4 protein-coding genes are annotated in these 22,829 nt (G+C 58.2%); all 4 read left to right on the top strand.

Features of this window, described 5'->3' with window-relative positions:
- Positions 1 to 7: 7 nt before the first annotated feature.
- From PAECUDRAFT_RS08370 to PAECUDRAFT_RS26330, 4 genes are read left to right on the top strand one after another with little or no spacing between them, the layout of a single operon-like run.
- Positions 8 to 1,651, top strand: a complete 1,644-nt coding sequence (locus PAECUDRAFT_RS08370) for a type II CAAX endopeptidase family protein (protein ID WP_006037688.1) — start codon at positions 8 to 10, stop codon at positions 1,649 to 1,651.
- A complete protein-coding gene (locus tag PAECUDRAFT_RS08365; RefSeq protein WP_006037687.1) occupies positions 1,638 to 12,029 on the top strand; it encodes a non-ribosomal peptide synthetase in 10,392 nt (3,463 codons plus the stop codon). The genes PAECUDRAFT_RS08370 and PAECUDRAFT_RS08365 overlap by 14 nt, the downstream gene beginning before the upstream one ends.
- Before the next feature lie 12 nt (positions 12,030 to 12,041).
- A complete protein-coding gene (locus PAECUDRAFT_RS08360; protein ID WP_006037686.1) occupies positions 12,042 to 22,082 on the top strand; it encodes a non-ribosomal peptide synthetase in 10,041 nt (3,346 codons plus the stop codon).
- Positions 22,079 to 22,825 (top strand): thioesterase II family protein, encoded by a 747-nt coding sequence (locus PAECUDRAFT_RS26330; RefSeq protein ID WP_006037685.1) that lies wholly within the window; start codon positions 22,079 to 22,081, stop codon positions 22,823 to 22,825. The genes PAECUDRAFT_RS08360 and PAECUDRAFT_RS26330 overlap by 4 nt, the downstream gene beginning before the upstream one ends.
- Positions 22,826 to 22,829: the final 4 nt, after the last annotated feature.

Genomic DNA, 22,829 nt, shown 5'->3' with positions numbered 1-22,829 from the left:
GAAAAGAATGAAAAAATATTTGACGATGATAGGGGAACTGGTACTGCTGCTGGGTACTTTCCTTGGGGTTTCCATTGTTCATAACGATATCATTGTGCCGAATTCGGGCGCTTACGGCGAGTTTGTAGGCAAGAACCTGCCGATCTGGATTACCGTGATGTTTGCGATTACGTCAGCGCTTATAGCAATCATCTTCCAAGTGAAGAAGCGGATCGTGAAGGAACGTTACGAAAGCATCGTTCAGATGAGCAACTTCTCCAAAATAAGCAAGCTCGACGCGACAATTACAACCCTCGTCGGCATTTTCACCGGCATATTCTTTATTTGTTTCATTAAGTTGTCGTTCATTGAAGAGGCGACGCCCGACTTCGACAACTACATCAACATGTTTATGAACTCCCAGTCCTTCATCGTTACGATTATCGGCTTGTCGATTATCGGGCCCTTGTTCGAAGAGGTACTGTTCCGCGGCATTCTGTTCAACATTATGCGCCGCAAAATGCCATTCATCTTCGCGCTGGTCGTACAAGCTGTCTTCTATGCGTACTGCCAGCCTAATCTGAGCGTTCAGTTCATTTCGTTCTTCCTTGCCATCATGTACGGCATTCTCTACTACCGCCTGAAGTCGATCTGGTCGACGCTGCTTGCGGCAGGCTTCATGAACACGGTCATCTTCGTGGCGAAGCAATATGGCGTGCTGGACTTCCTCTCGGACTGTCCGGACCATATTTTGATGCTAATCGCCGGCGTTTCCCTGTTCTTCATGATCGTGCTGGTTCGTGCAGTGTGGAAAGGCGACAACAAATCGGTCGATCTCCGGATGATCGGCAACCTGCTCCTATGGACGTTTGTTTATTCCGCATTCTATTATCCGTTCATCTTCATCGTATGGAATCAATATGTGATGGGCATCGACGCCATCTCGCCGTGGCTTGGACGGAACAATGTTATCGGCTTCATTCCTTACGATATCTTGGCCTTCGTCATCTATTACTACATCATGAAGTGGGTCAATAAGAAGGATCTCATTCAAGTGAGCAATTTCTCGCGCATCTCCCTGAAAAATGCCGTATTGATCTCCATATTGGGCATTGCGATGGGCGTATGGGTCCAAATGTTTTTCAAAATCCCTTACTTCGAGAAGAACTACCCGCAATTCGACCAGTTAACCGTTTATTTGACCGATGCACTTTTCCTTGTTTATTTCGCGTTCCTGATCGTTCACTCCATGTATAAAGAAATTTATTTCCGCGCGATGATCTACAACGTATTCCGCACCGCTATGCCAGTGTGGGTATCTGTCATCGGGACAGGCATCGTTTACGGCGGCTTGTTCTTCAACTGGGACATCGCCCTGACGATCTATGCGACGCTTGGCGCGCTTATTTTCAGCTTCATGTTCGAATGGTACAAGTCGATCTGGGCGCCGATCATTAACGAGTTTTTCGTGTTCGCGGCGTACTACGGCATTCGGAAGCTGAATGTCGCATATGGCCCCGGAGTTGTGTGGGCGCTGGGCATTAGCTCGGTGGTCGTCATCGGCCTCATGGTGTACTTGTGGAAAAACCGCGAGACTGGCCGCGAGAACGAGCAATCCCTCCCAACCGGTCAAAGCGATCGCGTAGGGGGCGAGCTCCATGCTGAACTTTGATCTGCTGGATTGGGAGGAAGCGGAGTCTGAACAGGCCGAAGCGGAAACGATGGAGGAATTGTCGGCCAAGGATATTGCAATCATCGGGATATCGGCGAAGCTGCCGCTTGTCGGCAGCGTAGAGGAGTTTTGGACGCTAGTGAGCAAGGGCGCCGATTTTATCTCCCCTTTCCCGGAGTCAAGGCGCAAGGATGTCGAGGCTTACGCCAAAGGCAGAGTGTCAGACGGGCGGCCGCCTGATTATTTTGACGGCGCTTATCTGGACGCGATTGATCAGTTCGATTATGCGTTCTTCCGCTTGTCGCCGAAGGAAGCGAGCCTGATGAATCCGAACCAGCGGCTTTTTCTTGAGACCGCATGGAAGGCGTTCGAGGACGCCGGCTACGGGCGCAGCAGGTTGGCTGGCAGCAAGACGGGCGTCTACGTCGGATATAACGCGGATACGCTTTACGATTATAAACGAATGGTATCGGAATCCGAGCCGGATGCGCTTTCGCTCGCGATACCAGGCAATCTGAGCTCGATCATTGCCGGCAGGCTGTCCTATTTGCTCGATCTGAAAGGGCCGAGTCTTAACGTGGATACGGCATGCTCCTCTTCCTTGGTGGCGGTGCATCTCGCCTGCCAAGCGATCCGAAACGGAGAATGCGAGACGGCGCTGGCTGGCAGCGTGAAGGTCAACCTGCTTCCGCTCAGCAATGAGGTCAAGATCGGGATCGAAGCCTCCGACTGGCGCGCCCATACGTTCGACGATTCATCCGACGGCACGGGAGCGGGCGAAGGCGCGATTGCGTTCGTGCTGAAGCCGCTGCATAAAGCGCAGCAGGATGGCGACCACATCCATGCGGTCATTAAAGGCAGCGCAGTCAATCAGGACGGCAGCTCCGTCGGCCTGACCGCGCCGAATGTGGCGTCTCAGGAAGAGGTCATTGCCCGCGCATGGCAGCATGCGGGCATCGATCCGGAAACGATCGGCTACATTGAAGCGCACGGAACGGGCACGAAGCTCGGCGATCCGATTGAGATCGACGGCTTGACCCGCGCTTTCCGGCGATTCACCGACCGGAAGCAGTTCGTCGCCGTCGGCTCTGTGAAAGCGAACATCGGACATTTGGATCACGCAGCAGGCATGGCTGGCCTGCTGAAGGCGGTTTTGGCGATGAAGCATCGCCAAATTCCGCCGCTGGCGCATTTTGCAAGGCCGAACAGAGCTATTCATTTCATCGAATCGCCCGTTTATGTGGCGGATCGGCTGATGGACTGGGAGCGGGGCGACGCCCCTCGCCGCTGCGGCGTCAGCGCCTTCGGCATGAGCGGCACGAACGCCCATGTCGTGCTGGAGGAAGCGCCTGAAGCCATGGAACGGGAGAGCGACGAGCGATGGGAGGCTGGCGATTCGACAGCCAACCTGCTTGCCTTATCCGCCAAGAGCGAATCGGCACTGCAACGGTTGGTGCTGCAATACAGCGAGTGCATGCCAGAGCTGGGGCAGAGTCGGCTAGCGGATCTGTGCTACTCGGCCAATACGGGCCGGGATCATTATGAGCATCGGCTCGCATTCGTATTTGAATCGGCGGAGGAGCTAGCCGGGCAGCTGGCATCGATCGTCGATCAGGGTTTAATAGGCGAGCCGTCGCGCGGTATTTATTACGGGGAAATAACTGGCGGCGAGAGCGGCGGCACAGCCGCATTAGCCGCCAGCTATGCAGCGGGAGCCGACATCGACTGGGGACGCCAGTACGCAGGGCGAAGACATGCGCGGCTGCCGCTGCCAACGTATCCGTTTGAACCGAGCCGCTGCTGGCTTGAAGCGCCGGCTTCATTGGCGTCCGCAAACGATGCGTCAAATCGCGGAGCGATGGCTGCCGCTGCGGCGGTTGGCACATCGCATGCCGTTACCTTGACAGGGAAGCCGGATGGCAGCTACACGAAGGCTGAGCTCGGCATTGCCCAAGCTTGGGGCGAGACGCTTGGCCTTCGCAGCGTGGACTTACGCGACAATTATTACGAAGCAGGCGGGGATTCCATCCTCGCGCTCAAGATCGTGAACCGGGCCAGCAGCCTGCTGGCGATTCGCGTCGAAGTTGCTGATCTGCTGAAGCATGCAACGATTAGCGAGCTCGCCGCATATGTGGAAGGGCTAGTTGAGCTGGAGCCAGAGGCTGCGCAATCAGGATACCGCAGGGAGCCGCTGGCGAAAGCCGCGGAACGTCTGCATTATCCGCTGACGCCGTCCCAATATCGCGTTTATATTCAGGAGCAGTTCGCTTCAATCGGCACGGGCAACAATACGCCGTTCGGAATCATGGCGCATGGAGAGCTTGATGCAAGCCGGCTAGAAGCGGTTTTCCGCCAATTGCTCCAGCGGCACGCATCGCTGCGCGCCTCCTTCGTTTTCGAGGATGGTCAAGTCATTCAGCGCATCGCAGCCGAAACGGAATTCCATGTGCAGCAATATCGGTGCTCGGAGGAAGGCGTTCAGTCGGTGCTGGACGACTTTATTCGCCCGTTTGACCTAGCGGCGCCTCCGATGCTTCGCGTCGGGCTGGTGCGGCTTGTAAGCCAATCAGGCGATCAGGGTGAGCAGGATAACCAGAGCAGCCGCCATTTGATTCTGATCGATCTGCATCATATCGCGTCCGATGGCGTATCGACGAGCATTTTGATCAAGGAGTTTTGCGAGCTTTATAAAGGCGGAACGCTTGCGGAGCTGCCGCTCCAATACGTCGACTTTGTCGTATGGCAGCAGGATACGCTCGATCGCGGCGGCTTTATGCGGGAGCAGCAATACTGGCGCAGCCGGTTGTCCGGCAGCCTTCCGCTGCTGAGCATGCCGGCTGATTTTGAACGCGGGGGACAGAAGTCGCTGCAAGGTCGGTCGTTGAAAACGCAGCTTCCTGCCGAATTGAAGCGGAAGCTGGAGAAGCTCGCTCAGCGGAGCGGCTGGACGATGAACTCCTTGCTATTCGCGGTTTATGGATGGATGCTGCGCCAGTTTTCGAATCAGGAGGATCTGGTTGTCGGTACGCTCGTTGCAGGCCGCAATCATCCCGAGCTGGAGCAGGTCATCGGCATGTTTATTAACTTCCTGCCGGTGCGGCTGAACGTGCCAGCGGAGCAAGCCTTCGCCGATTTTGCCAATGAGGTGCATCGGAACGTTCTCGAGGCTTATGCCCACGATTACCCGTTCGACTGGATGGTATCGGATCTGCAGGCTACGGCGGATCGCTCCCGCAATCCGCTCTACGACACGATGTTCGTGTACCATAACGAGTTTGCCATGAACCCGACCGACCAGCTGCGAATGGAAGAGGCGGGCTTGCGGTTCGAGGAATATCCGCTGGAACATGCTGCTGCGCCGTTAGACTTCAAGCTGGATGTGTGGAACGGCGTGTCCGATTCGGACAGTCTGACGCTTGTCATGCAATACGATACGGCGTTGTTCAAAGAAGAGACGGTTCGGCAATGGCTGGAAACCTTCGTAGCGATGGCAGGTGCAGTAGCAGAGCAGCCGTCGGTAAGCCTGATGGGCTTGCCAAGAATGGACAGCGCGCAGGACGCGGCGGTGAATGACGGATTAGGCGCGGCGTCAACCGCCGAGCTAACGGTCGCGGTTAGCGCGACGTTTACGGCTGAGCCAATTGCCGAGCCGATTGCATGGTGGTGCCAGCAGTTCCAACGGGACGTAACCGTTGCTTTTGCCCCGTACCATCAAGTGTTCCAGCAGCTGCTGGACCCGTCGAGCATGATTTCGACCAATGACGGAATCAATGTGCTGCTTGCGCGGTTCGAGGACTGGATTCGCGAGGATGATTCACCTGCGGCTGTATTAAAAGCGAAGCTGGATCGCATTTATGGCGAGCTGGAGCAGGCGATGCGCAATCGAAGCGCGCGCGGCACGTATGTGGTCGGCACATTCCCGGTAACGCCGGGGCTGCCATACAGCGCGGAAGTCATCGCTCATTTGGAGCAATTGAACGAACAATGGCGCGCAACGCTTGCTGCGATGGACAACGTTCGTATGGCAGCTTTCGATGAATCGCTTGCTGCCCTATATCAAGTGCCAGTTATCTACGATCCGGTCATGGACCATGAAGGGCATATGCCGTTTACGGAAGCGTATTATGCCGCGATCGGGACGACGGTTGCCCGTACGGTTATCGGTCTGCATGCAGCGAGCCCGTTCAAGGTCATTGCGCTGGATTGCGACAACACGTTATGGAAAGGCATCTGCGGAGAAGACGGCCCGCTCGGCGTTTCCGTTGAAGGACCTTACGCCGCGCTGCAGCAATTTATGCTGGACCGCTTGAGCGACGGCATGCTGCTTGTGTTAAGCAGCAAAAACAACGAAGCCGACGTGTGGGAAGTGTTCGACCGCAACCCGGGCATGCTGCTGAAGCGGGAGCATTTCGTAGCGGCGCAGCTCAATTGGGAGCCTAAGGCGGACAATCTTCGCCTGCTCGCTGAGCAGTTGAACCTTGGCTTGGACAGCTTTATTTTCGTCGACGACAATCCGAAGGAGATCAGCGAGATGATGGCGGGCTGTCCTTCCGTCCTTTCGCTTCAAGTGCCGGAGGACGCGGCGCTTATTCCGCATTATCTCCAGCATGTTTGGGCGTTTGACAAGCTGACGGTGACGGAGGAGGACCGCAGAAGGTCCGACTATTACCGCGCGGAGTCGCAGCGGCGCAGTGCCCAGCAGGCGGCGCAGCCGGAAGCGCGCGCGGCCTCTGATGAAAGCGGAAGCGCGGCGCCAGCGGCAATGGACGCTTTCCTCGCAGGGCTGAACCTGCGGATGAAGATGCGCCTAATCGGGCCGGACCAGATCGCTCGGGCTTCGCAGCTGACGCAGCGAACGAACCAGTTTAATCTCAGCACGATTCGCCGTACCGAGGATGAGCTGCGCAGGCTCGCAGCCGATTCGGCAATAGCGTGCTGGGGGATCGAGGTTGCGGATCGCTTCGGCGATTACGGCTTTGTCGGCTTGGTCATCGGCGCTGTGGAGGATGATCTTCTCGCGTTGGATACGTTCCTGCTGAGCTGCCGCGTCCTTGGCCGGCGCGTCGAACATGCGATTTTATGCGAGCTGAAGCGATTTGCAGCAGGCCAAGGGGCTGTCGCTCTGGCAGCCAATTATGTTGCGACGGACAAGAACGAGCCGTTCCGTCTGTTCCTTCAGGAAGCAGGCTGGACAGTTTCGGGCGAGACAGCTGATGGAGCAAATGCGGCCGATGGGGCAGGACAAGGCTCCGGCCAACGCTCTAGCCCAAGCTCCCGTCAAAGCCCAGAGCGTTATGTGCTGCCGTTAACGAGCATTCCGGATGAAGCCGAGTTTGTCGCGCAGTGGGAGGACGAAGCAGAATCATTCGCCTCCGAGCAGCAGGTTGCCGCTGGATTGTCGAGCAATGCCGATGAGCGCAATCGCGATGAAGCTGCGAAGCAGCCACTGGCATTAGCGCTCGCAACAGCCGAGCTGCGGCATTGGGAGGTTCCCGGCGCTGACGCGGCGGAGCTGAAGCATCGCCATCAGCTGCTTCCGCTGCAGCATCACAGGGGCGACCAATTGCTCGCGCTTCATAAGCCGAAGCCGACAACGGCTGCTGCGTCGCATGCCGGCCCCTTCGACCAACCGGTTGGGGCAACGGAAACGGCGCTCGCCGCAATCGTGGAGGATATTCTCGGCAGGCGGCCGATCGGCGCGCTGGACCATTTCTTCGCCATTGGCGGCAATTCGCTGCAGGCGGTTTCGCTTGCTTCACGCATCCATCAGCAGTTCAGCGTGACGGTTTCGCTGCGCGATTTGTTCGCCGCGCCGACGGTTCGCGAGCTGTCCAGACGGATCGACGGCGCCGACCGCATGCGGCATCAGGCTATTGAGCCTGCGGCAGGAAGCGGAGCTTATCCGGTCACTTCCGCTCAAAAACGATTGCTTGTGCTGGAGCAAATGGATGTGCCGAGCTTGGCCTACAACCAGCCAATCCTGTTCGTTGTTGAGGGTGATCTGGATGTAGGGAAGTTCCGTGCAGCATGCCAAGCGCTTGTACGCAGACATGCGATTCTATCTACCGCATATCGCTGGGTGGAGGAGGAAGGCTTTGTCGGCAGCATCGCTGATGGCTCGAAGGCAGAGCCAACTATTGACTATATCGAGCTGGGCGAAGGCGACCTAGAGGAAGCGATCGCATCCTTCATCCGTCCATTTGACCTGAAGCAATCGCCATTATTCCGTGCCGGGGCGATCCGAATGGAAGCGTCCAAGCACTTGCTCTTATTCGATATGCATCATATTGCAGCAGACGGCGTGTCGATCAGCCTGCTCATGAAGGAGTTCATGCAGCTGTATAGCGGCGAAGCGCTGCCGGAGCTGCGCGTGCAGTATCGCGATTTTGCCTTCTGGCAAAGCGAGCTGCTTCAGCAGCACAAGCTTGATCATTTAGCCGACTATTGGCTCAATGTATTCGCGGACGGCGTGCCCGTCTTGAATCTGCCGCTTGATGCGCCTCGCCCGTCTGTCCGCGGCTTCGCGGGACGGCGGTATGCATTTGAGCTGCCGACTGAGCTGCAAGCAGGCGTCAAGCGGCTGGCGTCCGAGGCTGGCGCTACACCGTTCATGATCTATTTGGCCGTGTTCCAAATGCTGCTTGCCAAATACGCCGGGCAAGAGGATGTCGTGGTCGGTACGCCGGTCGCTGGCAGGGAGCATTCGGATTTGCAAACGATGGTCGGCATGTTCGTCCAGACGCTGGCGCTGCGCAGCCAGCCGGAAGGCAAGAAGCCGTTCCGGCAGTTTCTGCGCGAAGTGAAGGACAATGCGATGAGCGCGATGGAGCATCAGGCGTATCCGTTCGAAATGCTGGTAGAGCGGCTGAACGTGCCGCGTGATTTGAGCCGCAATCCGCTGTTTGACACGATGTTCGTGTACCAGAACATGGATTGGGCGACCCAGCAGGTAGAGGGGCTGCAATTCCGGCCTTACAAGTACGATACGAAGCAAAGCCGATTCGATCTGACGTTGGAGCTGTCCGAGTCCGGCGAGGGCCTCCGCGCCCATATGGAATATGCGACCGAGCTGTTCGAGCCAGGCACGATCGCGCAGCTTTCCCGTCATTTCGTTCAATTGCTGAAAGCAGCAGTCCAAGCGCCGGATCGGGCGATCGGGCAGGTGGAAATGCTGGACGCGAAGGAACGGTCGCAAATCATGTTCGGCTTCAACGCGACCTACGCGGCATACGAAGCAGGCGATCAGACGATTCACGGCATGTTCGAGCAGCGCGCGAAGCAAACGCCGGAACAGGAAGCAGTCTTCTATGAAGGCCGCTGGATGACGTATCGCGAGCTGAATACAAGAGCGAACCAGTTGGCGCGTACGCTAAGAAACGAGGGCGTTGCACCGGATCAATTGATCGGCATCATGACGGAGCGCTCCTTCGAGATGGTCATCGGCATTCTTGCCATCATGAAGGCTGGCGGCGCGTACGTGCCGATTGACCCGGCGCATCCGGCGGATCGGATCGCTTCGATTTTGCAAGAATCTGGGGCCAAGCTGCTTCTGCTTCAAGGGCGGCTCCTCGAACGATTGCCGGGAGGCGGCTTCGCGGCGGGGAAAGCCATCGATCTGGATGATCCGCAAGCGTACGAAACGGACGGGCGCAACCTTGAGCCGATATCGTCGCCAGCCAATCTGGCTTATGTCATCTTTACCTCGGGATCGACGGGCAAGCCCAAAGGCGTTATGGTCGAGCAGCGTTCGATCGTGCATATGCTCAGCCAGTTAGAGCGGCTGTATCCGCTGCAGGCGGATGATCGTTATTTGCTCAAAACGACGTATGCGTTTGACGTATCGGTGGCCGAGCTGTTCGGCTGGTTTGTTGGCAATGGGCAGCTGATCATTTTGCCGCAGGGCGATGAGAAGGACCCGGATGCGCTCGTTCAAGCGATCAGCCGCCATGGCATCACGCACATCAACTTCGTTCCATCGATGCTGCAGGCGCTATTGAACAGCGTGACGGTCGACCAACTGGCGCATTTGCAGTCGCTGACTTATATATTCGCAGCCGGCGAAGCGTTGACTCGCAGGCTGGTGGAGCAATACGAGCGCACGGCGCTGCCTGCGCAGCTGGAAAACTTGTACGGCCCAACGGAAGCGACGATTTATGCGACCCGATATACGACGGGGGCGAATGAGCCGTCGCGGGCAAATGTACCGATCGGCAGGCCGCTTCCGAACGTCCAGGCATGGATCGTGAACGGCGAGCTGCAGCTGCAGCCAATTGGCGTGCCGGGCGAGCTATGCATTTCGGGCGAGGGGCTGGCGCGCGGGTATTGGGACCGCTTGGATTTGACGGCGGATAAATTCGTCGCCAACCCGCATGTGCCGGGCGGCCTTATGTACCGCACAGGCGACTGGGTTCGTTGGCAGCCGGACGGAAACATTGCCTACCTCGGACGGATCGATCATCAGGTCAAAATCCGCGGCTATCGCATCGAGATCGGCGAGGTCGAGGCGCATTTGCGCAAGGTGCCGCGCATTCAAGAGGCGGTCGTAACCGCCCGCGCCGACGAGGCAGGGCAGTTTTACCTTTGCGGTTACTTCGTGGCAGCAGGTCCGATAACCGTGACGGCGATCAGGGAAGCGCTGGCGCAAGAGCTGCCGGGCTATATGATCCCGGCGCGCTTCCAGCAGCTGGAGGCGCTGCCGCTGAATGCGAACGGCAAGATCGATCTCAAAGCGCTGCCTGCGCCTGAGCTGCAAGCGCAGGATATGGCAGGCGAACCGCCGGCCAACCCGCTGGAAGCGGAGCTCGCCGTTATTTGGTCCGAGCTGCTCGGGGCAAGCCCGATCGGCATGACCGAATCGTTCTTCGAAATCGGCGGCCATTCGCTGCATGCGATCGGTTTGCGCTCGCGCATCCTCCAAGCGTACGGCGTCAATATGCCGCTCGCGGACTTGTTCCGCCTGTCTACGATCAGGCAGCAAGCCGAGGCGATTGCGCAAGCTTCGCCGCAAGCGGAGCCGGAGCTGGCCATAACGCCAGCGGAAGCGCAGCTTTGTTATCCGTTGTCCTCCGGGCAATTGCGGCTGTACGTTATTCAGCAATTGGCGTTGGACAGCACCGCCTACAACCTGCCGGGGCTGTTCCGGCTGGAAGGCGCGCTGGACCGTGAACGGGCGGAGCAGGCGCTGCGCGCGCTGATTGCCCGCCACGAGTCGCTCCGCACTTCATTCGCGGTCGAGGACGGCCAATTCATGCAGTTCATCCAGCAGGAGGCGCCGTTCCAATTCGGTTACCGCGAGGCAGCGGAAGAGGGGCTGGAAGCATTGGCGGCTTCGCTGATTCAACCGTTTGATCTTGGACAGGCGCCGCTATTGCGGGCAACGCTTATCAAACTGACCGAAGCGGACGCTTATGCGCTGTTCTTCGATATGCATCATATCGTGTCGGACGGCGTGTCAATGGCTGTGCTCATTCGCGATTTTATCCAGCTATACAACGGTGAAGAGCTGCCAGAGCTGCGGATTCAATTCAAGGATTACGCGGTATGGCAGCAGCGGCAGGTAGAGAACGGAACGATGGGTCGCCACGCCGAATATTGGCAGCGCACGCTGAGCGGTCCGCTTCCAGTCTTGGCGCTGCCGACGGATTTCCCGCGTCCAAGCGTTCAAAGCTTCGAAGGCGGCCGCGTGAGCCTGCTGCTGGAGCCGGAGCTGCAAGATCAGCTGCAGGCAGTCGCAGCGAGCAATGGCGCGACGCTGTACATGGCGCTGCTTGCGGCATACGCGCTGCTGCTTCAACGATACAGCAATCAGGACGATCTTATTATCGGCACGCCGTCCGCAGGACGCGCCGACCCTGATTTGCAGCCGTTGATCGGCATGTTCGTTCAGATGCTCGTCATTCGCTGCCGCCCTGCAGGCGACCAGCCTTACGAGCAATTCCTTCAAGCGGTCAAGGCCGATACAATTGCGGCGTTCGAGCATCAAGACTACCCGCTGGAGGAACTGACCGCGCAGCTTAACCTTCCGCGTGACGTGAGCCGGAACCCGTTATTTGACGCCGCATTCGTCATGCACAATCAAGAGACAGCCGAGCTGCATGCCGAAGGGCTGCGAGCGGAGCTTCTATCGTTCCGTCCGAGGACGGCGAAGTTTGACCTCACGCTGGAGGCGTCAGCATCGGAGGACGGATTCATGCTAGCGCTGGATTATGCCTCCAAGCTATTCCGCCCCGAGACGATGGCTGTGCTGCTGGACGATTACGTCCGCATCCTGCGTGCAATTGCAGCTGATCCAACCGCCGAGGCGCGGCATGTGGAGCTGCAAGGCGCTCGCCCGAGGCCGAAACGGACCGTATTCGAGGACGTGGAATTCAACTTTTAGAATGGAGGAATTATGGTGACGGAACTTTACTCCTTTCCTTACGATATGGCACGTTCCGACCGCAGCGAGCGGACGATGGCGAATTGGAGCCGCGCGCTTCCCGGCGAATTGACTGCCCAGCTTCTCTCGACGAGCAAAGGCTCCGGCCATGGCCTGTTTCTCATCTTCGTATCCGGCGTTGCGTATTTATTGAGCCAATATACCCGCCAAGGCGAAGTCGTTATCGGAGCGCCGATGTTCCGCAGCGATGCATCCGATGTTTCCGATTCGTCCGAAGCGAACGGCTTATTGGGCATTGCGATTGAACAAAGCAGCAGTATGGCGTACAAGGACTGGCTTTCTGTAATCAAACGGGCGGTTATGGCCGCCCATGAGCAGGATGGCGTTCACGGGCAGGAGCGAAGCCGCTATGGCGTCGCTGTCCTGCTCGAAGGCTTACAGGATCAGGCGGGAGAAGAGGCGTGGGACGCTGACCTTCGCTTCTCCTTCGTCAAGGCGGAAGAGGCGCTGACGATAACGCTCCACTATGATGCGGGGCTGTACAATGCGTCGACGGTGGAGGCCATCGCAGGGCAGCTTATTCGGTTCTATACGGCTGTGATGTCTTCTCCTGGCATGGCATTAAGCGAAATCGACCTGCTGGATGCAGAAGAAAGAAGGCTGCTGTCGGTCGGCTTTAACGATACGGATGCCGCTTATCCGCGGGAGAAGTCGATTCACCAGCTGTTTGAGGAGCAGGCTGCAGCCGTGCCGGAGAGGGTAGCCCTCGTTTGCGAAGGCAGCCGCGTCACTTATGCGGAATTGAACAGCCGGGCGAATCAGCTTGCCCGCACGCTGCGCGAGCAAGGCGTGTGCGCCGACCAATTGGTCGGCCTAATCGCGGATCGCTCCATCCATACGGTGGTAGGCATGCTCGCCATCCTCAAGGCGGGCGGCGCTTACGTCCCGATCGATCCGACTTATCCGCAAGAGCGCATCGCCTACATGATGGACGATTCAGGCATCAAGCTGCTGCTGACGCAGCGCTCTGCGGCGGATCTGTCGGGGTTCGGCGGCTGCATCATCGCGATCGACGAGGAAGTCTCTTACGCAGCCGATGGCTCCAATCTGGCGAGCGTATCCGGACCGGATCACCTTGCTTATGTGATCTATACTTCAGGTTCGACGGGGCGGCCGAAGGGCGTCCTGATCGAGCATCGAAATGTCGTGCGGCTGCTATTCAACAGCCGTAACCTGTTCGACTTCGGACCGGACGATACGTGGACGCTGTTCCACTCGTTCTGCTTCGACTTCTCCGTATGGGAGATGTACGGCGCGCTGCTCTACGGCGGCAAGCTTGTCATCGTGCCTGCCTTGATGGCGAGAAGCCCGCAGCAGTTCCGCCAGCTGCTGCTGGAGGAGCAGGTGACCATTTTGAACCAGACGCCGACTTCGTTCTATCAGATCATCCAAGAGGATGAGGCTGCCGAGGGCCGGTTGAGCTTGCGGCAAGTTATTTTCGGCGGGGAAGCTTTGAGCCCCTACGCGCTTCGAAACTGGAGAGCCAAATATCCGAGCACGCAGCTCATCAACATGTACGGCATCACGGAGACAACCGTTCACGTTACGTACAAGGAAATTACGGAGGTCGAAATCGCGCAGGCGAAAAGCAACATCGGCACCGCGATTCCGACTTTGCGCGCGTATGTGCTGGACGAGCATGGCCGGCTTCAGCCGATCGGCGTGCCCGGCGAGCTGCATGTTTCCGGCGACGGGCTGGCGAGAGGCTACTTGAATCGTCCCGAGCTGACGGCGGAGAAGTTCATCGACCATCCGTTCGCGCCGGGCGAGCGGATGTACCGGTCCGGGGACTTGGCGAGATGGCTGCCTGACGGCAATCTGGAATATTTGGGGCGGATCGATCATCAGGTCAAAATCCGCGGCTACCGCATTGAGCTTGGCGAGATAGAGGCGCAGCTGCTGAAGGCGGGCGTGCGCGAATCGATCGTCCTCGCCCGGGAGGATGCAGACGGACAGAAGGAGCTGTGCGCTTATTTTGTAGCGGACCAGCCTTATACGACGAGCGAGCTGAGAGAGCTGCTGGCGCGCGAGCTGCCGAGCTACATGATTCCGGCTTACTTCGTTCAGCTTGACCGGATGCCGCTGACGTCCAATGGCAAAATCGACCGCCGTTCGCTGCCGGAGCCGCAGGTTGGCGTATCCGCTGGCACGGCTTACCGAGAGCCGCAGAGCGAAGTTGAGCAGCAGTTGGCTGCGATCTGGCAGGACGTATTGAAGCTGCCGCAGGTCGGACTGGACGATTCCTTCTTCGCCATTGGCGGCGATTCCATCAAGGTCATCCGGATTATTAGCAAAATCCAGTCCCAGCTTGGACTTGCGGTCGCTGTTGCGGACTTTTACCGCGATCCGACAATCGCTGGACTGGCAGCCATGCTGTCGGCACGGTCCTCCGCTGCAAGCAGCCATGCCAGCGGTGAGCAGCTGCTGGCCGGCTTCACGGCAGCGATTGCCGGCGAGACGGCAGAGCGTCCGCTCCCGGCGGACGCCGAGGACTATTATCCGCTGAGCAGCATTCAGCAGAGCATGGTGTTCTACTCGCAGATGATGCCGGAGGAGCCGATCTATCACGATCAGTTCTACTTCATGCTCGATATGCCGAATTTCGATTGGGCGGCGTTCCAGCAAGCGATTCATACGGTTGTGCTGCGGCATCCCATTTTGCGTACATCAATGGAGCTGGACCGCTATAGCGCTCCGATTCAAATCGTGCACGGCGGGCGGCTGCCCCAGTTGGAGCTGGCCGATCTGTCCGAGCTGGAGGAGGCGTCGCAGGAGCAGGCGATTCGGACCGTTATGGAGCAGGATCTGTCGGACCGGTTCCGCTTCGGCGGCGGCGAGCTGCTCTGGCGGCTGCGCCTGTTCCGGCTCGGCGCGCGCGACTTCTGCGTCGTACTCTCGTTCCATCATGCGGTTCTCGACGGCTGGAGCGTGGCTTCGTTCAACAAGGAGCTGACGGAAGCTTACAGCGCGCTGTTGAAAGGGCAAGCTGTCCAAAGCCCTGCTCTTAAGGCGAGCTACAAGGATTATGTCGCGATTCAAATGGCCCGCCAGTCGTCCGAGGAGACGAAGCGCTTCTGGAAGGATTATCTCGGCGGGTACACGCGCAATAAGCTGCCGTTCAATCTGGCGGGCAAGCGCGTTGCAGAAGCGTCGGGCATCGCGATCTACCGCAAGCAAGCAGACGCTGAAACGAGCGCGGCGCTGACAAAGCTGTCGCAGCAGCATGCGTATTCGACGCGTGACATCTGTTTTGCCGCTTATGTATTCGTCATGCACACGCTGACGACCGAGCAGGATCTGGTGACGGGAATCGTTACCCATGACCGACCTCCGATCGAAGACGGCGACGCGATGCTGGGCTGCTTCTTGAACACGCTCCCGTTCCGGTTGGAGATTGACCGCGCATGGACGGGGCTGGAGCTGCTGGAGCAGGTGAAGCGGTCGATGCATGCCGCATTCGCGCATGAGCTGTTCCTCGTCGATATCGCGCAAGAGATTGGCGACGGAAGAGGGGATCGGGAAAATCCGATCTTCGACGCGTTGTTCAACTTCACCGATTTCCACGTCATGGACGGGCTGGAGGACAATGCGTTCATTAGAGGATCAGGTCGCCAGCTTCAGCTCGAATCCAGCGAAATGACGAATACCCTGTTCGATTTGGAAGTATCGTGCGCGATGTCTCAAATGCACATTCAGATCAAATATGCCAAAGCGTTCTTCGACGAATCTGAGATTCAGACGGCGTTCGAGCTGTACGTGCGCGTGCTGCGCCAATTGGCCGCCGATCCGGCGATGAGCCTGCGGGACTTGCCGCTGCTGTCGGAGTCGGAGCAGAAGCGGATCGTTTATGATTTTAACGATACCGAAACGGACTACGCCCGGACAGCTACGCTGCATCAGCTGCTGGAAGAGCAGACGGCGAAGACGCCGCGTCATATCGCGCTGAAACAGGACGGCAGCACCCTCACGTATGCTGAGCTGAACCAGCGGGCGAATCAAATCGCGCGGCTGCTGGTCGATCGAGGCGTCCAATCCGGCGATCGCGTCGGGCTAATTGCGGAGCGGGGCTTTGACATGATAGCGGGCATGTACGCCATCCTCAAGGCTGGCGCGGCTTATGTGCCGATTGATCCGGCTTACCCGGATTCTCGCAAAGCGTACATCGCCAGCAATGCAGAAATCGCAGCGCTGCTTGCGGATCGCGATTATGGGCTTGGCTTGGACAACACGATCGTGCTGGCAGACGGCGCGCATGCCGCTTATGAGGACGCGAACCTAAGCTTGGACAAAGATGCGAACGACCTCGCTTATATTATCTACACCTCGGGATCGACGGGCGTGCCGAAGGGCGTTATGATCGAGCATCATGCTGCGGTCAATCTGGTCCAGTGGGTGAATGAACGGTTTGAAGTTGGGGAACGGGATACGCTGCTGTTCATTACCTCGATGTGCTTTGACCTGTCGGTCTACGACATATTCGGTACGCTTGCCTGCGGCGGCCAGATCGTCATCGCAAGGCAGGAGCAGGTGCAGAACCATGAGGAGCTGATGCGCCTCATGCGAGAAGAGCGCATAACGTTCTGGGATTCCGTGCCTTCGACGATGAACCATCTCGTCAATATGATCAGACAGGAAGAGCCGGACTTCCTTCAGCATGAGCTGCGGCTCGTGTTCATGAGCGGAGACTGGATTCCGGTTCCGCTCCCGGATGCCATTCGCGATTTCTTCCCGAATGCGGAAGTCATTGCGCTGGGCGGCGCGACGGAGGCGACGGTCTGGTCGAACTATTATCCGGTTCAACCGGGCTCGGTGTCCAAGACGCAGACGAGCATTCCTTATGGCCAGCCGATGAACAACAACTATTTTTATATTTTGAACGACGACAAGAGGCCGGTGCCTTTCGGCGTAGCGGGCGAGCTCTACATTGGCGGCGTCGGCGTGGCGCGCGGGTATATGAACGATGAAGCGAAGACGGCCACCGCCTTCGTGCCTAACCCGTTCCGCAATGGGGCGCAGGAGCGGATGTACCGGACCGGCGACTTAGGGCGCATGCTGCCAAGCGGCCAGATGGAGTTCCTCGGAAGGAAGGACCATCAGGTCAAAATCCGCGGCTTCCGCGTCGAGCTCGGCGAGATCGAGAGCCAGCTCGTGCAGCATCCGGATGTAAGGGAGGTCGTCGTGCTTGCGAAGCAGGACGATCAGGGCAACGCCTATCTTTGCGCTTATATCGCAGCAGGCGAGCCACTCACGGCGCAGCAGCTGCGCGAGCATTTGTCAGGCAGGCTGCCGGGCTATATGATTCCTTCGGCGTTCGTCCAGCTGGAGCGGCTGCCGCTTACGTCGAACGGCAAGATCGACCGCAAGGCGCTGCCGGAGCCGGAGCATGGCGCGGATATGGGAACCGCCTACACGGCGCCCCGAACGGCAACAGAGAGGCAGCTGGCCAAAATTTGGACGGATGTGCTCGGGGTAGACAAAGTCGGCGTTCACGACCATTTCTTTGAAATTGGCGGACATTCCTTGCGTGCAACGTCCTTGGCGACGAAAGTGCATAAGGCAATGGGCGTCAGCTTCCCGCTGCGGCATGTGTTCGAATATCCGACGCTTGAACAGATGGCGGAAGCGATCGACGGCATGCAGCAGCTTGAATATGTGTCGATTCCGATTGCGGCTGAGCAGGCGTACTATCCAACCTCCTTTGCCCAAAAACGGCTGTTCATCCTCAATCAAATGGTCGGCGACGACACCGGCTATAACGTTCCGGCAGCGATCATGGTCGAGGGAACGGTGGATCGCTTGCGACTAGAGGCAACGTTCCGCGAATTGGCGGCACGCCATGCCGCTTTGCGGACAAGTTTCGAGATGATCGACGGGGAGCCTGTTCAGCGCATTCATCCGAAAGCGTCGTTCAGCCTTGCTTACAGCAAGCTGAATGAGAACGATATCGAGCGCAAGGTTCGCGCATTCGTTCGCCCGTTTGATTTGAGCCAGGCGCCGCTTTACCGCATGGAGCTGTGCGAGCTGTCGCCAGATCGCCACCTGCTGCTGTTCGATATGCATCATATCGTGACGGACGGCACGTCGATGGGCATTCTGCTGCGGGAGTTTTCCCAGCTGTACGCGGGAGAGGCATTGCCTCCGCTGCGCGTTCAGTATAACGATTATGCGGTGTGGCAGCGCCAGCGAATGGCGGATGGCCGCTATCGCGAGCAAGAGCGCTATTGGATCGATACGTTCGCAGGCGAGCTGCCGGTGCTGGAGCTGCCAACGGATTACGTCAGGCCGGCCGTTCGGAGCTTCGAGGGATCGACTGTCACGTTTGCGGTGGAGCGGGAGCTGACGGAGCAAGTGCGTCAGGTAGCGGCGCAGACCGGCGGCACGTTGTTCATGCTGCTGCTGGCAGCTTATACGGCTATGCTGCACCATTACACGGGCCAAGAGGACATCGTCGTCGGCACGCCGATCGCAGGCAGGGTGGCAGCGGAGCTGGAGCCGATGTTCGGCATGTTCATCAACACGCTTGCGCTGCGCAATTACCCGTCGCAGGACAAGCCGTTTCTTGCGTACGCGGAAGAGGTCAAAGCGAATGCGCTGAAGGCGTTCGAGCATCAGGAGTACCCGTTCGAGGAGCTGGTGGCAAAGCTGCATGCGACGCGCGATTTCAGCCGCAATCCGCTGTTCGATACGATGCTGATTTTGCAAAATGCCGAAGCGGGCGCGCTTGCCATCGATTCGTTGATGTTCCAGCCTTACGAGCTTCAGCAAACCGTGGCCAAGTTCGATGTGACGCTTTCCGTCGTCGAGCAGGATCAAATGCTGCACGCTACGCTGGAGTACAGCACGTCCCTGTTCAAGGAAGAGACGGTGCGCCGCATGGCGGATCACTTCGTACAGCTGCTTCGCTCAATCGTGGAGCGGCCGGAAGCGCCGATTGGATCGCTTGCGATCATGACGCCGTCCGAAACGGAGCAGGTGCAGCATACGTTTAATCGCACGGAGCGGGGTTATTCCAGCAAGCATACGATTACGTCCCTATTCGAGGAGCAAGCTGCCCGTACGCCGGATGCCATTGCATTGGCCTATGCGGATACCCGACTGACCTATCGGGAGCTGAACGCGCGTGCGAATGAGGCTGCAGCCATCATGCGCGGCAAGGGTGTCGGCGCGGACAGCATCGTCGGCCTGCTCGTTGAGCGGTCGCCTGCGCTCGTTATCGGCATGCTGGCTATTCTGAAAGCTGGCGGCGCGTACTTGCCGATTGATCCGGAATACCCGCAGGATCGCATTCGATACATGCTGGAGGACAGCCGAGCGGGCCATCTGTACGCGGATGGGAACCGGGAGCTGCCGTTCTTCGACGGCGTACGAATCGATTCAGCCGTTCCTGCGAACGACGGACAGGCTGAGCTTGCCGGAGGGCTAGCGTACGCACATACGCCTAATGTGGAGCCTTGCCATACATCGGATTCGCTTGCGTACGTCATTTATACGTCGGGCTCGACCGGCCTGCCTAAAGGCGTCATGATCGAGCACCGCAACGTGGTCAACCTGATCATCGGCATGTCCGAGCGGATCGATCTGTCAGCCGGCCGCAAGCTGCTGTCGCTTACGACGGTGTCATTCGATATTTTCGTGCTGGAATCGCTTGTTCCGCTTACGCAAGGATGCACGGTTATTCTAGGAAGCGACGAGGATCAGCGCGATCCGGTTCGCATTAGCCGCCTTGTCAACGAGCATGGCGTGCACATCGTACAAATGACGCCTTCCCGCATGCGGTTGTGGATGAACGATCCCGACCATAAGCATGGATTGAAGCAGCTGACCGACGTACTGGTCGGCGGCGAGCCTCTTCCGCCGAAGCTGCGGGATGATTTGAGCAAGGCGACGCACGCGAAAATTTTCAACATGTATGGACCGACGGAGACGACGGTCTGGTCATCGATGGCGGAAGTTCCGGCCGAGGGTGCCATCACGATCGGATCGCCGATTGCGAACACCCAAATCTACATCGTGAACAGCGGCGGACGCATGCAGCCGATCGGCGCTGTCGGCGAGCTGTGCATTGCTGGCGATGGTTTGGCAAGAGGCTACCTCAATCGCGAGGCGCTTACGGCGGAGAAATTCGTAGACAATCCATTCGAGCCAGGGAAGCGAATGTACCGAACGGGCGACATGGCCCGTTGGCTGCCGGACGGCACGTTGGCATGTCTGGGCAGAGCCGACCATCAGGTTAAGATCCGCGGCTATCGGATCGAGCTTGGCGAAATCGAAAATCAAGTGCGCAAGCTCGCGCCGGTACAGGAAATTGCGGTCATCGCAAGGGACGACGAAGCGGGAGGCAAGCTGCTGTGCGCTTACTACACAGCAGAGGAGGAGCTGGGCGCGTCGCAGCTGCGGGCAGCGCTCAGCCAGCAACTGCCGAGCTATATGATTCCATCGCATTTCGTGCAGATGGACGCTTTGCCGCTTACGCCTAATGGCAAGCTGGATCGCCAATCGCTTCCTGTGCCTGCAGGCATCCCGTCGTCCTCAGCGGCTTATGAAGCGCCGAAGGACGAGCTTGAGTCGATGCTGGCGGCCATTTGGCAAGAGGTGTTAAGCGTTGCCCGCGTCGGCATGCATGACAATTTCTTTGAGCTCGGCGGCCACTCCTTGCATGCGATTCAAGTGATTGCGAGAACAAACGCGCTTCAGCTGGGGCTGTCCGTCAAGGACATTTGGGATTATCCTACTATTCGCCTATTAAGGGAGCGGCAAACGGCCGTTAATCCGGCTGCTGCGTCTTCAGCGGTCGTGACGACAGCAGCTCCGAAGCGGACGTATAATGCGCAGTTTGCGGTCAACTATCAATACCCGTACTACTATCCATGCTTTAATGCGGTCTTATACGAAAAAATCCATTATCAATACGGCTTCCCGCTCGCAAGATCTGTCCTCCCTGCAGTGGACGGGCTGGTCCTGCCAACGCTAGAGTTCGAGAGTGCCGGAACCGGCGCCGAAGCCGAGGTCGAGGCATCTCAATGCCGCAAGCTTCCATTCGTTCCGGCAATGGGGCTGGCGGAGCTGCTGGCGGAAGCGGGCATTACATTCGAGTTCACCTCCTATCCTTCTCTGGAGGAAGGGGTAGCGGCGATTGATCGCTGTCTGGCGAAAGGCGAAGTAGCGGCAATCGGAGGCATCTCGTATTATTTGAACTACACGTCCGACTACCGCCTTCCAGACGAGGAGTGCAGGTCGCGCATTGCGGCATCCAATACGTCCCGCATGGCGTTTGACCATTCCTTGCTCGTTATCGACCGGACGGAGCGGGGGTACATCGTCTATGATGCAAGCTTCGGCTTTATGGGGGAAATCCCGCGTCAGGACCTGTATGACTCGTTCACAGGCTACTGGAGCATGGCTTGCTTGGACGATCGGCCGGAGTGGGCGAACTATGCTTTCCGCGTATTCCACTCGGATCGGCCGCTTGAAGGCCGCACGGCTGACCCGGATTGGGCGCTTCGCATCTTCATCGAGCAGGTGAACGGTTACCTTGGGCTGGAAAGCCTGCCTTATGCATGGGAGGGAAGGGCTTATACACGCTTCACGGGCATCAGCGCCATCGGCGAGTGGGCTCGCGTGCTTCGCGTTGGGCCGTCTTCCATGCCGGATGAAGCCTTCTTATCGCTCATGCAAGCTGTGTCAATTGACTGGAAATACAATTTTGTGTTCTTGCGGGACTTGCTCGACGACCTTGGACAGCAATTCAGCGGGTTCCAAGGCGCTTCTCTGCCGGTTCAAGAAATTGTCGAGACGCTGTCGGATGCTTACGAAACCTGCCAACATCTGCTAAACTCCCAGTATGGCACGTTCTCGCTGGAGCTTGCGCAGAAGGTTGAGCTCATACGAATCCGGATGGCCGCGATGCTGCCGGAATGGCGTGAGCAAGCCTTTGCGCTGCTGTCGCTCAGCGGGAACGAGCATAATGCCGTGACAGGAGTTGACGTAAGATGACCGTTATCAAATTATTTTGTTTTTCGCATGCCGGAGGCTCCGTGACCGGGTTCAGCAGGTGGCGCAAGCTGCTTGCGCCCGGGATCGAGCTGTGCCCGCTGGAGCTCCGCGGGCGCGGGCTCAAAACAGGGCAGCCATTTTATGAGAGCGCCCAAGCCGCTGTGCAGGATTTGTATCCGGCGCTGGTCAAGGAAGCAGGCGACAGCCCTTATGCGCTGCTTGGCCACAGCATGGGGACGCTGCTCGTCTATGAGATGTGCAGGCATATTAAGAGCATGGGATTCCGCGAACCGGTCGCGAGCTTCTTCTCCGGCCGGACGCCTCCCCATGTGACAACGAAACGCAAGCAGTTGCATCTGCTGCCTGATCAGGAGTTCGCAGACGCAATCCGGGCACTCGATTTAACGCCTGCCGAGGTATTCGAGCATGCTGAGCTATTGGCCATGTTTTTGCCGATTATTCGGGCGGATTACCGGTTGATCGAAACGTATGCGTACAGCGAGATTGTTCCGCCGCTGACCTCCGATATTTTCGTCTGGACGGGCGAGAAGGACGAGCTGACGCGCGAACGCATGGAGGAATGGGCGCAGGTGACGACCGGCCGCTGCCAGTTTCGCGAGTTTGCAGGCGGGCACTTTTTCCTCTACGAGCAGACGGCAGCCGTTCTCGCTGCGCTGCAGAACGATATAAGAACGGCGAGCGGCTTCAGGGCAGAGCTTGTCCAGAGCCGCCCGCCGATGTGAGGAG

The organism is Paenibacillus curdlanolyticus YK9, assembly GCF_000179615.1.
Lineage (GTDB): Bacteria > Bacillota > Bacilli > Paenibacillales > Paenibacillaceae > Paenibacillus_T > Paenibacillus_T curdlanolyticus.
Note: the sequence above shows the minus strand (reverse complement) of the source record. Positions and strands in the feature narration are given on the sequence as shown.

What these genes read in the sequence shown, in the direction of transcription:
- PAECUDRAFT_RS26330 (WP_006037685.1), top strand. Translation starts at nt 22,079, where the DNA reads ATGACCGTTATCAAATTATTTTGTTTTTCGCATGCCGGAGGCTCCGTG.
- PAECUDRAFT_RS08365 (WP_006037687.1), top strand. Translation starts at nt 1,638, where the DNA reads ATGCTGAACTTTGATCTGCTGGATTGGGAGGAAGCGGAGTCTGAACAG.
- PAECUDRAFT_RS08370 (WP_006037688.1), top strand. Translation starts at nt 8, where the DNA reads ATGAAAAAATATTTGACGATGATAGGGGAACTGGTACTGCTGCTGGGT.
- PAECUDRAFT_RS08360 (WP_006037686.1), top strand. Translation starts at nt 12,042, where the DNA reads ATGGTGACGGAACTTTACTCCTTTCCTTACGATATGGCACGTTCCGAC.